Below are 12,472 nucleotides of genomic sequence, written 5' to 3'. Positions count from 1 at the left end.
TAGAAAAGCTGGCGGTTATGACCCCGTACAGATCTTTAACTCCACATCGTTTAATGCATTTGGAAAAGTTGAATATGCATCCATCTTATGTAGTGATGGTTCAGCGTGACGAGACTTGGAAAGCTTCTAGCCGTGGAGTCTGTTTGGTGACTAGAATCACTGCAACGGTTAGAACGCCTAGTGGAAATATTCAAGCGGAACCTTATACGTCTTCCGGCACTTCTTACAGCCAGTTTGCCATTATACAGGTAGGGGTAAATAAGTTCCAAGTGACGCGTGTTGTAAGTAACAAAAGACGCAAGTAAAATTGCAAGCGGGGTATTATCAAGGATAGGCACCAAACATGAAAAAACGACAGGCCAAAGATAAGAGGCTGGTCGTCTTTTTTTCGTTTTAATGTTTCTTATACCATAATATTCTGCGGTGCATTGAAGAATCTTTCAGGAGCCGGAATGGGCGTAAGTCCGGTTGATAATTGCCTTCAATGATCCAAATCCGGCAGTTCCTGTCGATGCCTATATCGAACCCGACTTGTCTAAGCTTTGGGTAACGCTCTCCCAGTCGTGCTTTCTTTTCGTTATGAATACGATAGGCGTTTGCACCGTTTCTTTTAGTGAACAGGATATCCCTTCCGTAATTCCCGTTGTGGGGTTTCAATACGACGCTTTGATAGTGAAGCAGCATATTCGTTAATGCGTTCTTCTTAAGCAACTGTGTCTCTGGCAGCCGTCCGGCGAGAGAGGAACCTTTGCGAAGGATGCGATATTGCAACCATTTGTCTCTTTTGATTAACATTAGAATCACAGCCTTTTTCAATCTTCTACGGTAATTCTAAGTCAAATTAGGAATCAGTATAAGTGGATATTCGTCCATATTTATGAGCCGAAGCAGGTGAAAAAGGCTTTTAGGTGGCTAAATTTCATTACTGTTCAGCTTCGGCTGGGCGTGGATTATTTATTGGCATTCGCCCAAACACTCTTTCCGCGAATGCATATGATGATTGTGCCTACTCATTGAAAGGAGCGATCACATATGGGATTTTTTCCAACGCCGGGAAGCGGCCAATTCCCAGGGTTTCCGGGTGGACCAGGAGGACCAGGAGGACCAGGAGGACCGGGTGGACCAGGTGGATTTCCTGGGACTCCGGGACCTCCAGGAGCTGCACCGGGAGGCGTTCAAGCGCCGACGGCACCTCCACCGCAATTCGTACCGCAAATGTCGGCCACTGCATTTGCCATCGACCCTGGTGCGATCAGAGGCTGTCTGTTCCGCAACACATACATTTGGCTGAACAACGGCGAGCAATTCTGGTTCTTCCCGGTATTCGTGGGGCGTAATTCTGTTGCAGGGTTCAGATGGTTCGGTCTCTTCTGGGGGTACTTCGGTATTGATTTGAATCGGATTCGCTCGTTCACCTGCTTCTAAGGCAGACAGCATCGAGAAGGGGACCCTAAATAAGGGGACGTTTTGCGGCGAGGCATGATATGGTACCTAAAGAAGGAACTTTTACTTGCAGAAGTAAAAGCCCTTCTTTTTTTTGGTTGTAGAGGGGCATTTCTAAAGTTGTTGAAGGTCGGACGAACTCAAGTTGTCGCTATCGGGTCTTTTTATGGAATCGAATCCTGGTATTTGTCGATATATAACGATCCGTCCAATTGGAGCTCTGCGTAAAATACTTGATCAAAAGAATGAATGTTGGCTTTCTTTAGTTGCTGGTTGAGCCAGACTTTGGAAACATCTATTTTAGTAAGGTTTTTTTCTACGATTTTACCATCAACGATAAGCTCAGTCGGGATATTGTGAATAGGCATAACGGTTGCTTTTACATCCTTTTTTGTTGCAGGCAGCATTTCTTCTTTTTTTAACACGCTGAGTTGACCGTCAGGTTCCAAAATAGCAACTTCGACATCTGTGGGGGAGAAGACATCCTTGTTCCGAAGCAGCATGCTTAAATCGTCGATGTTGAGGTGCTGCTTAGCCAATGCCTTTTCCAGAATTTTGCCTTGTTTGACGAGAATCGTAGGTTGGCCATCGAGAATCTCACGTGCTCTGACGGAGCGCAATCCGATCCAAGCAACGATGAACGCCAAGAGCGACCATAAGATCAAGCTAGATATTCCTTGCAGCAGCGTGATTTGTCTGTTGACGATAATCTCCGCAGTGGTGGAGCCGAAGGTGATTCCTGTTACATAATTGAAGAACGTTAGATGCCCGACTTGTTTTTTACCGAGCAGACGTGTCAATAAGAGTAGAGCAACGAAAGACGTTGCCGTACGAAATAGAATTTCTCCATATGTCATATGCTGAGCCCCTTGCATAACAGATGGTCTTAAATTAGCCCTTATTTCCATCTCTTATACTTGTTAATTGAAAGGAATCTACTGATCATGAACACGTTATATTACATCAATAGAAACTAACAAGAAAGTATCTAAAATTTATTATTGTTTTATATATCCAAAGAGGCACTGATCGGGAGGACGGAATGCAATTTTAATCAATGTATTATGAGGGGGAATTATTTCTACCGAAGATTGAATTAAATATGACGTTGAACCAATCGATTGTCATTATAACGGACTTGAAGCGGAAACAGCTATTGATGAGTCAATTAGTGGACCATTCTCATTATTATATATTTCGAGCTGGACCTCATTATCTTGGTATGGACGTTTGTCCTAACAGTAGTGTCTGTCATTTTTGTATCAGTGGGGGTTGAAGGACGAGTAAGGGGGCAATAAAGGGACTTTAGCCAGCCTTCGGTGGGTCTTTGGTATGGTCGAAACAAGCGGCCAAATGTGACTATACGACGATTATTTTCCAATTGAGGCTGTGATGTTGTCATGAAGAGGATTGGCGGGTAATAAAGATGATTAGAACTTTCAAATTTGGTTGAATTTGGAGTGGAAGCCAAGGAAACGGAGTGAAGGATCATGGCAGCACTGACAGTAGCAGGCATCCGTCCGTTACAGGCCATTGCGGCCTACGGCGGTACACAGAGTGAGGTCAGTTCCCTGGAAAAACAGCGGAACCGGCTGATGATGGAACTGGATAAAGTGAATGCAGCACAAGGAAGCGAGATGCAGACTCCTTATCGCCGGGAGCAGCTGCAGCGGCAAATCCGGCTGCTGGAGTCCCAACTCGTACAGAAAAGCGGGAGTAGCAGCCCCGTAAATTTTGTACCGGCTTCTCCGCTACAAGATCACCCCTTCCTCTGGCGGAATGAGTGGAAGGGAGGCCTCAAGGGCATCGGTTTGACCGATCCCCGGACGGCGACGGTGAACTCGGAGGGACATTTCGACGCGTTAATTTAGACAAGAGAGCGAAGGTGAGAAAAGCTTCCGGTGATGAACCGGCTTTTTCGCACTTTCTTTTTTGAATAGGCGGCTCATAATCATGAGGCTAGCTAGCCGATCTTCCACCGAGGAGAACAGCATGACAGAAACAACAAAATAGGCGAGAGGGAAGTTCCAACACTTCCTCTTCGCCTATTCGTGTTTATGCATTTTGCCTAGGGTTCATCTAGATTACTCCGGTGTTCCTTGGGTTACCCCATGGATATAGGTGAGTGTCGGAGAATCGACGGCCCCTTGCCCCGGATTATAGGTGAAGGAGTACTCGATAGTATCCCCTTGTTGCAGGTTATTTACAGGGTAGGTATAGTTACCGTTCCCTGCCGGGGTCATGGCTACGTTCAGCTGCCCACCGTTATTTAGCTTATAGTGTAAGTCGGCAAAGGTTGCGCCGTTCACATAGAACAGCAGGTCGTCGCCTATTTTCTTCAAGCCACGCACCTCATCGCCAACAATGATAACACCGGATGATGATGCCGGTACAACAGTGATGGTGGAAGTGGCTGTTTTATTGCCGTTGGCTGTTGTAGCCGTTACGGTTGTCGTGCCCGGAACGATTCCCGTCACGAGACCGTTCGGATTCACGGAAGCGACGTTGGCGTTCGACACGGCCCAAGTGACCTGCTTATTCGTTGCATTAGACGGGGCTACATTGGCGTTCAACTGTACAGTCTGTCCGACTTCCACCTGTGCAGTGGTCTGATTCAGGGTTACACCGGTAACCGGTACGTCGTTACCCGGATTCTGGCTGTTGCCTTCTTTATAGACACGTACATAATCGACCTGCATTGTTGCAGGGATATCGGATGGGTCCGGGGTATGACCGTTGTCAAAATATCCGCCGATCGCCAAATTCATAATGATGTAGAAGGGCTGATCGAATGGGGCATTCGGATTGTTCGGTGCAGCTACGGAATACCATTGATCTCTGCTCACTTTAAAGAAGAACTTTCCATCTACATACCATTTCATATTATCTTCTTCCCAGACCATGGAGTACACATGATAATCATTGGCGAAGGTCTGGCCTTCAGAGAAGTGATACTCACCCGCAATATATCTGTTCACCGGCCATTGACCACCAAAGTGTATGGCGCCGCTGGTCGTGCCAGGCAAGCGTCCTTTGGCTTCCATAATATCAATTTCGCCGGATGCGGCCCATGCACCATAGGCGGAATCTTTCGGAAGCATCCAGAGTGCTGGCCAGACGCCATTACCTGTAGGCAGCTTGGCACGAATGTCTACTCTTCCGTACTGGAAGGACAACTGATCTTTGGTGTTAATTTTACCGGAGGAATATTGTGCATACCGGTTTGGGTCCTGCGGAAAGGATTTGGAATCGTGCAATGCTCGGATGTTTAGCTTTCCGTCCTGTACAAATATATTTTGTGCACTGTCTGTATAGTGCTGAAGTTCCGCGTTGCCCCAACCCCAACTATTGGGATCGTCAGTGATATAATAACCCTGCTCATAGCTCCATTTATTCGTATCGAGCGTGGTTCCGTTAAATTCATCCTGCCAGATGAGATTCATGCCTTCAATGGCTGGGTCGTTTGGTGTTCCGATAGTAATGTCATCATGATCGGATACATCCGGACGCGGGGCATCGGGATTGCCAATAAAGGTGTAGTTGACGTAATTGTTGCCCACATTTCCGCCCGTCTGTCCATTCAATGGATAGCCGATACGAATCTGCACATCCTCTTGTACGGGCTGGAACCAAAGCCCATAGATATAGTCAGCCCAATATCCCCATTGGTTGGCATCGGACATGTTGTTATAGCCGTTACCGGCGTATACAAATCCGCTCTGACTGGAATCACTCATAGCCACCCATTGTCCGTTGATGTTAATCTGGTAAACGTAATTTCCGAGCTCGGTGCCAATAGGTGCTCCCCCATCAATCTTGGGCAGCGGTACACCTATGACGCCTTTCGCATCTGCGGTAAAGGTCGTTCCCTCATAGGGAGTGAGGACGTATGAATTTCTTACAGGTTTATTAAAGGTGAGAGTGTAAATGACGTTAGCTGAAGAGGTCTTCGATTCTAATTTTACATGGATAGACTCCGTTACGGTAAACCAGTAGCCGCCGCCCCCTTCAGTGAATTGTCCGAAGTTGTTATCATAGATCCAGCCGCTGGCTGCGTTATTGTCAATATCAATCCAGGTACTGCTGTTTACAGGTTTTACATATACCTTCAAATCGTCAGCCACTGCTTCATACGTTACCGCCGAATCGTTGTTGAAGGTAGGATAAGTAAAGCCGGCACTACCGGTGAAACCTGCCGTAATCTGTGGCCCTTGTGTAGGCGCCATAGCGGTGATAGTTGTCTTGTTTATGTTCTGAAATACTAGGGTGTAATCCAGTGTTACCCCGTTAGCTTTGGAGTACAGCTGAATTTCAGTGGTTGCGGAGAGCGTGAACCAATAGCCATTCAAGCCGCCGTCACTCCAGTGTCCCCAGTTTTGGTTGTAGGTATAGCCGCCGGCACTGTCTATATCAACCCAACTGCCAGCAACTTTCACTTTTACACCGACATCATCGGAAACATCATTCCAGGTAGCAGAGCCTCCATTGAATGTAGGCATGACGAATCCATAGCTAGCGTGTCCAACCCCTGATTTTGAGATGACAGGTCCGTCTGCCGCTGAAAAGTAAGACATAGAGGTAACTGTGGTTACTGCTGCTTGCACCTTCGAAGTCGGCATTAGACCAACACCAGCCAACAGCACTACCGCTAAGAACAAACTGAATACCTTCTGCTTAAAACCACTCTCCGTATTGTGAATTCGCTTCATACTTGCCCTCCTTTAATAAAATAATAGAAAACGAAACCGCTTTCATTTAGGAACAACTCTATTCTATCGAATATAATAATCAGCTAAAAGGTACAATTATTTTTGTTATAACCCAATTTTTTGGCTTTTGACTATTTATAGCGCTGTGTCCTGGTAATTGTCTTCTCTGTCATGCTTCCGGCGAATCATTTGGCGGTACTCTGTGGGTTGCATGTCCATGACATCCCGGAAGGCACGTGTAAAGCTTTTATAGCTTTCATACCCTACCATGGTGGCTACCTCTACGATTTTATGATCGGTCTCAGCCAGCAGCCGCCGAGCTTTATCCAGGCGCACGTCGCGCAGGTATTCTGCAAAGCCTTTGCCGATATTCTTCTTGAACAGATTAGAAAAATAGGCATAATTAAGCGACACGTGGTTGGATACCATCGCGAGGTCCAGTGGTTTATGATAACTTTCGTGTATAAAACGAATGGCTTCATTCAAATCCTGCGAGTTTCGGTAGCTGCACTTATATTCGTAATAGAATTGGTTCAGCCGAAGCAGCTGTTGTTGCAACGCCTGAATATAATCGCGAATACCCGGATAGTCGAATAGATTACGCAAACATTCGATGTCCAGCGCTTCTTCTCCCATGTATGGGCGGATGACACGCACGTATTCCTCCAGCATTTGCACGATGGCACGGCATAGCTGCTGGGTGTATTGGATGTGATAGCGTTGCAGCGTATCTTTGTGAAATATCATAGAAATACCTTGGGTAATTGCACCGCTATTCTTGCTACCGACTAATTGGAACAGGGCATACAGCTCCTCATAGGGAAGCTCCCACTGCTGTTCCAGCCTTACAATATGCGTAGGTAGAATGCAGCTCTTTTCAGGAAAAAGGTAACTGTGGCGGTAGAGCTCAAGCGCTTGTGTATAGCTGAGGGGCAGTGCCTTCAATCCTTGCTGCGGGCTGGTCATGGCAGTGATGGCATCGATCTGTCCTGTCTTAAGAGCGGACGGAAAGGCGCCCGTATCTACGGACGCATCCACCGCGAGGATCAGATACGGGCGGTGCTGCAGGCATATGCAACCTTGTCTGCCATATACACGATAGGCAATAGATTCCATGCTGTGGCTACTATTAGCCCCCGGTTGGTTAATCCATAGTTCCTCCCGCAGCAGGCATAGGCGGTAATTACTCCATAACTTTAGATTCTGCTGCTGGGTCTGGAGGACCCACGACTCATCGCTCACCGCGCCCTGCATATACATACTCAGTTCTTTGCGGTCGGTCTCTTGAGCACGACGGGAGATATGCTCCATATTGCGCGAGAGCGCCTGCCGGGTTTTTATTTCATGCGCTACATGTTCTACCGCGGTTTGTAAATCTTCACGTTTCACAGGCTTAAGCAGGTAGCCCTTTGCCCCGAGTTCGATGGCTTTTTGAGCATAAGCAAAATCACTGAAGCCGCTAATAATCAGGTATTCCACCTCGATGCGTTCCGCTTTGCTCCGGGCCATCAGTGTTAGCCCATCCATATCAGGCATTCGGATATCGGTAATTACCAGTTGAATGTTGTGCTGACGTAATATTCCCAAGGCCTCGATGCCGTTTACGGCACAGTAAATGTTGTCCAGCTGCAGGGGAAATTGGGGCAGCATGGCCTGAAGTCCATCGCGAATATGCTTTTGATCATCGACAATCAGAATATTGATCATACTCTACCATCCTCCAAGATTCACATTTTCCCAAGGCAAGCGTATGGTCACACAGGTATAGGCACCCTGCACACTGTCAATCCAAAGACCGCAGCCCTTGCCATAATGAAGTTGTATGCGTTTATGCACGTTCTCTAGGCCCAGTCCGTTCTTGCTGGTGACAATCGGCGAATCCATATCGCCTAGTAGCACAGCTTGTAAATTGTACAGCATCTCTGGGTTAACACCTGCACCATCATCTCGTATTTTTATTAGCAGAAGGCTTTCATTCTCTACAGATACGGTAATTTGGATATTTACACTGCCGCCTGAAGGCGCCGCGTGATGAACGGCATTTTCGACGATGGGCTGCATGCACATTTTAGGAATTGTATAACGCAGCACCTCCTGAGGGAGATCAGCCATCAATACAATGTTGCCGCCTTCCATAAAATTTATGAAGCGGATATAGCTGTGTATGTTGGCAAGTTCTTCGCTAAGGGCAACCGTATCGCTGCGCCACTGCATGCTGTAACGCAGTTGGGAACCTAGAGACACCAACGCGTCGGCGATCGCAGGCTGTCGCTGAACCTCCGCGAGCATACGAATAGATTCCAGTGCGTTATATAAAAAATGCGAATTGATCTGCGAATGCAGCGAGTGCAGTTGAGCATTTTTGGCAACCAGTTGCTTATCTACCACCTGAGTCATCAGATGCTTGATCTCGTCTAACATGTTATTGTAGCTGACGGCCACCTCATCAATTTCATCACCGGTTTCGTTCGCACCGAGACCGGTTTCGATTTTTGCATCCAATTGTCCTTGCCGCACCTTACGCATAGAAGCCAGAACCCTGTCCAGCCGCCTGAATATACGCCGGGTAGTATGTGAAACGAGCAGCAGCATCAGGAGCAGTACACATAATGTGATCGCTACAACGAGTAGATACCAGCTCCGCGGACCCTTCATCAGTGCCTGATGAGAGGCAATATCTACGACATAGGCGTTCAAGGGGGCGATGTACCGGTACAATGCGTAGTAAGTATGGTTGCCGACCTCAACCTTAATGGGGCTGGGGCTACTTTGCTGAAGCACATCCAGCTGTTGATGAATGCTGCCCAGAATTTTATCCAAATCCTCCCTGGCATTTTGAGAAAAGAGATGATCAGGATTGTAAACAGAGCGGGAAGGGTTGCTTCCGTCCATCACTACAGAAAAGAAATCTCCCCCGCTATCCTCAAGCAGGTCACTGAAAAAGACGCTATGCTGGGCGCGAATTTCCATAATGGTAGGGAGTTTCTGCTGCTGCCCTTGTAGGCGTACCAGTCGGTAATAAGATAGCGTATGCTCGCCATCCTTAAAAGCAAATAGGCGGAATGCCGCACCACCTTCCTCCCGAAGGGTCACCCAGTAGTCCTGCGGCCAAAACTTGTCATAATGGTAGATTTCAGGCCAAATCTCAAATAGATTTGGATTATCGACATAGAAACTGAGCTCACTGATCATCTCGTGGCTCTGAATAATATTATGCATTTGCTCAAATTGATTTTGTCTAAATTTTACGAGACGCAGGCCATCTCCGCGCATATTGGAGTGAATAAAATCTACAAATGCCTTTTGATTCAGCGCAGTAGAGGAAGCGTTCTCAATAACGCCCATTCTGCTACGCAGCTGTTCGTTAAGCCGTGAGACATGGCTGCTGCCGGTGGCCATAGCGTCCTTGTATAGCTGGCTTTCCTGCATGCGAATAAATAAAAAAGATACTACAATCGCAGGAACGGCAATCATCATGCTAAAGGCCAGAAACAATTTTTTCGAAATGCGTGAATTTCGGTAAAGCCTCTTCATTTTAGTCAGCAGATACTTCATTTAAGCAGCCTCCTACCCTTGTAATATACCATATATTACAAACCGCCTGGTAGGTAACTAGGCTGTTTTTCCAAATGGTTATAACTAGTGAAAAAGGGAATACCGGCCACCATTTCGGTGACCGGCAGCAATCTTTATACGGGGATTATTACTCTGCCATTTTGGATTTTCGCACATCCAGTTCAGCCTGGCGGTATTCCATCACCTTGCCGAAGCTGTAATTCTCGCGGCGGTCAAGGAAGTTTTCAAAGACCTTATCAAAGTCAGCCTCATTCTTGGCCGTAATCAGCTCAGGGAGAACTTCCTCCCAATTTTGAGAAATACGCGACCAGGCTACCGATACATCAGAATCACCCTGTGGATCTAAGCCCTTGTAGATACCGCTATCAATATCAGCCCGTTTATTAGCGAAGTCTTCCATTTGCTTAATGACAGGAGCTTTCTCTGGTCTCCACTGGTTGATGATTACAGGGTTTCGCATCATCCAATAGGTATCCATGATGCCATATTCCTTCTCCATTTTCTCAATATCAGTTTCGAGCAAATTTACCATTTCAGGCTTCAGCTGCGGCTTGCCGTCTACCATTTCCCATGTTTCGCCTTCTTTGCCAAGGAATATATCCCGTTGGCCTTCTTCGCTGGCCAGATAGCTCAAAAAGCGGATGGCCCGTTCAGGATTTTCGGTGGATTTGCTAATCATCGTCACCATCCAGCCGTCCATGTTGCCGGGGAATAGCTTAGGACTGTCGCCCTTGCTGTTCTTTGGCCCATCGACTGCGATGTAATAAGAATCGGGGTTTCCACTTGCAGCCAGCATAGGATTGACAGCCGACATACCAGTCCACTCCCGGACCATCATGAAATAACGTGCGTTGTTCGTTTTTTCCTCTACCTGAGTATCGGAATCCACCAGGAAATCTACATTAATCAGCCCGCGCTCGTAAGCCGTACGGAAGGTTTTCAGCCAGGCGATATAATCGGGATCGGTAATGCGGTCGTATACTTTACCGTCTTTTTCATGCGGAACGGCCAGCAGGTTCTGCAAATATTCGGTCATCCCGTAAGGGACATTCCCTTGTGCAAAGAAGGGGCTGATCGGCTGACCTTTATACTGCGAATATTTATCCTTCAACAATTGCAATGCATTCAGAAAGCCCTCTGGTGTGCTCAGGTCTGGGCTGCCCATCTCCTCATACAGATCCTTCCGCACCAGAAAAGTCTGGTTGGCGGCCGTCATGCCGGTTTCATGCATCAGGTTAGGGCTATATGAATCATTCGGAACACCATAGGTATTACCATTTTCTTGGCGATACCATTTCAGTGTGCCGTCTCCAGCCACCTTGAAGAAGTAGGGATCATACTTATCTGCCAATTCATTCAAGGCATAGACATGATCGCCTTCCCATAGCTTTTTAACAGCCGTTTCCCACGAACCCATCGAGATCAAGTCGGGCAGCTTTCCGGAGGTCATCATCAAAGTAATATGCTCGTTCGCTTCGCCGGAGGGTACTTCTAGCTTGATGTTAACACCTGTTTTTTCCGTTACATACTTGGAGGTCAAGCTTTCTCCCCAGGTGTGGGCATACCAGTTAGCACCAACGAACCAGGTCAGATCCACAGGGCTGGTGTCGAGTTTCCATGCTGGTTCATCGGGATTGAGTGTTGCTTCATTCGGCGGCGGTGATGTACTGTCCGTCGGTTGTGGTGTTGGTTTGTTATTGGCTGAATTGTTGCTACATGCGGCCATGCCTAGCGTCAGAATTATAGCCAGAACGAGGGTCAAACCTGGCTTAATGAGATTGCGTTTCATGACATAATCATCCTTTCTCTGCTGCTTCTGAATTTTTGGATACCCGTTTCTATACGCATACACTTATCCCTTAATGGCGCCAATCATCACACCTTTGACCAGATAGCGCTGGATAAAGGGGTAGACTACTAGAATTGGCAGTGTGGCTACCATCATGGATGCAAATTTGATAGAGTTGCCAGGCAACCTAGCGCCGAATTGTGCCATAGCTTGCTGCTGCATGAAAGACATGGAGTTCTCTGCAATAATTTTGTACAACATGGTCTGCAGTGGCAGTAATTCCTGCGAGCGGATGTAGATAACGCCCTGGTAATAATCATTCCAATGATAAACGGCTGAAAAAAGCGATATGGTTGCAATGACAGCCATACTGTTGGGCAATACAATTCTGAACAAGACGCCATAGTCTGAAGCGCCGTCTACCTTCGCAGATTCCTCCAGGCTGTCAGGAATGGTGCGGAAGAAGCTCATAAAAATGACCATATTAAAAAAAGTGTACATGGAAGGAATAATAAATACCCAAAAATTATCATATAAGCCCAGCTTTGTCATCAGAATAAACGTAGGGATTAGACCGCCTGAGAACAGCATTGTAATCAATGCAATTTTGAGATACACTTTGCGGCCGATTAGATTAGACTTGCTCATTCCATAAGCTATAACGGCGGTAAAGAATACATGGATCGCTGTCCCAAGTACCGTGCGCAGGGTGGTGATGTAAAAACCGTTCATCATCGTCTTATCATTGAACACAACACTATAGCTGGCCAGCGATAATTCTTTGGGAAACCAATTGACGGTGCCCAGTGATGCTTGCTGCGGCGCATTAAGTGAGTTAATAAATACAAACCACATCGGGTACAGTGTTAAAAAACAAACCGCCAGCATCAGCAGGGTATTGCAGACCTCAAATACTCCGATTTGCCGAAACCTCTTGCGTCTTTCCATACCTCTG

Annotated in this window: 10 protein-coding genes; 3 read left to right on the top strand and 7 right to left on the bottom strand. The window is 46.9% G+C overall.

Going from position 1 to position 12,472, the window contains the following annotated elements; all coding sequences use genetic code 11:
* The first annotated feature begins 146 nt into the window (after nt 1-146).
* Nucleotides 147-305, top strand: a complete 159-nt coding sequence (locus tag ACN6MV_RS25570; RefSeq protein ID WP_419885127.1) for a hypothetical protein — start codon at nt 147-149, stop codon at nt 303-305.
* An 88-nt stretch (nt 306-393) separates the two neighbouring features.
* Here ACN6MV_RS25570 and ACN6MV_RS25565 read toward each other — a convergent pair whose 3' ends face one another.
* Nucleotides 394-795, bottom strand: coding sequence for a YheC/YheD family protein (locus ACN6MV_RS25565; protein ID WP_156114863.1), 402 nt, complete (start codon nt 793-795; stop codon nt 394-396).
* 237 nt (nt 796-1,032) lie between these two features.
* On the opposite strand from ACN6MV_RS25565, the gene ACN6MV_RS25560 reads away from it, so the two are divergent.
* Nucleotides 1,033-1,425: a hypothetical protein gene (locus tag ACN6MV_RS25560; protein WP_042130783.1), complete on the top strand. Its 393-nt coding sequence runs from the start codon at nt 1,033-1,035 to the stop codon at nt 1,423-1,425.
* Nucleotides 1,426-1,607: 182 nt separating this feature from the next.
* Here ACN6MV_RS25560 and ACN6MV_RS25555 read toward each other — a convergent pair whose 3' ends face one another.
* Nucleotides 1,608-2,300 (bottom strand): DUF421 domain-containing protein, encoded by a 693-nt coding sequence (locus ACN6MV_RS25555; protein ID WP_042130781.1) that lies wholly within the window; start codon nt 2,298-2,300, stop codon nt 1,608-1,610.
* 633 nt (nt 2,301-2,933) lie between these two features.
* Here ACN6MV_RS25555 and ACN6MV_RS25550 point away from each other — a divergent pair.
* Nucleotides 2,934-3,314 (top strand): hypothetical protein, encoded by a 381-nt coding sequence (locus ACN6MV_RS25550; protein WP_339287925.1) that lies wholly within the window; start codon nt 2,934-2,936, stop codon nt 3,312-3,314.
* A 213-nt stretch (nt 3,315-3,527) separates the two neighbouring features.
* Here ACN6MV_RS25550 and ACN6MV_RS25545 read toward each other — a convergent pair whose 3' ends face one another.
* The 5 genes from ACN6MV_RS25545 to ACN6MV_RS25525 all read right to left on the bottom strand — a co-directional run bounded on the left by ACN6MV_RS25545 (nt 3,528) and on the right by ACN6MV_RS25525 (nt 12,465).
* Nucleotides 3,528-6,152, bottom strand: a complete 2,625-nt coding sequence (locus tag ACN6MV_RS25545; RefSeq protein ID WP_339287924.1) for a family 16 glycosylhydrolase — start codon at nt 6,150-6,152, stop codon at nt 3,528-3,530.
* A gap of 135 nt (nt 6,153-6,287) precedes the next feature.
* Nucleotides 6,288-7,859, bottom strand: coding sequence for a response regulator transcription factor (locus ACN6MV_RS25540; RefSeq protein ID WP_339287923.1), 1,572 nt, complete (start codon nt 7,857-7,859; stop codon nt 6,288-6,290).
* Nucleotides 7,860-7,862: 3 nt separating this feature from the next.
* Nucleotides 7,863-9,707, bottom strand: a complete 1,845-nt coding sequence (locus ACN6MV_RS25535; protein WP_339287922.1) for a sensor histidine kinase — start codon at nt 9,705-9,707, stop codon at nt 7,863-7,865.
* Between the two features lie 148 nt (nt 9,708-9,855).
* Nucleotides 9,856-11,580, bottom strand: a complete 1,725-nt coding sequence (locus tag ACN6MV_RS25530) for an extracellular solute-binding protein (RefSeq protein WP_339287921.1) — start codon at nt 11,578-11,580, stop codon at nt 9,856-9,858.
* Nucleotides 11,581-12,465 (bottom strand): carbohydrate ABC transporter permease, encoded by an 885-nt coding sequence (locus ACN6MV_RS25525; protein WP_042130773.1) that lies wholly within the window; start codon nt 12,463-12,465, stop codon nt 11,581-11,583. It abuts the gene before it with no gap.
* Between the last annotated feature and the right edge of the window lie 7 nt (nt 12,466-12,472).

Source organism: Paenibacillus sp. B-A-8 (assembly GCF_048572915.1).
In the GTDB taxonomy this organism is placed as follows: Bacteria; Bacillota; Bacilli; order Paenibacillales; family Paenibacillaceae; genus Paenibacillus_AQ.
This window is presented reverse-complemented; position numbering and strand designations above follow the sequence as displayed.

What these genes read in the sequence shown, in the direction of transcription:
- ACN6MV_RS25565 (WP_156114863.1), bottom strand. Translation starts at nt 795, where the DNA reads ATGTTAATCAAAAGAGACAAATGGTTGCAATATCGCATCCTTCGCAAA.
- ACN6MV_RS25560 (WP_042130783.1), top strand. Translation starts at nt 1,033, where the DNA reads ATGGGATTTTTTCCAACGCCGGGAAGCGGCCAATTCCCAGGGTTTCCG.
- ACN6MV_RS25555 (WP_042130781.1), bottom strand. Translation starts at nt 2,300, where the DNA reads ATGACATATGGAGAAATTCTATTTCGTACGGCAACGTCTTTCGTTGCT.
- ACN6MV_RS25550 (WP_339287925.1), top strand. Translation starts at nt 2,934, where the DNA reads ATGGCAGCACTGACAGTAGCAGGCATCCGTCCGTTACAGGCCATTGCG.
- ACN6MV_RS25545 (WP_339287924.1), bottom strand. Translation starts at nt 6,152, where the DNA reads ATGAAGCGAATTCACAATACGGAGAGTGGTTTTAAGCAGAAGGTATTC.
- ACN6MV_RS25540 (WP_339287923.1), bottom strand. Translation starts at nt 7,859, where the DNA reads ATGATCAATATTCTGATTGTCGATGATCAAAAGCATATTCGCGATGGA.
- ACN6MV_RS25535 (WP_339287922.1), bottom strand. Translation starts at nt 9,707, where the DNA reads ATGAAGTATCTGCTGACTAAAATGAAGAGGCTTTACCGAAATTCACGC.
- ACN6MV_RS25525 (WP_042130773.1), bottom strand. Translation starts at nt 12,465, where the DNA reads ATGGAAAGACGCAAGAGGTTTCGGCAAATCGGAGTATTTGAGGTCTGC.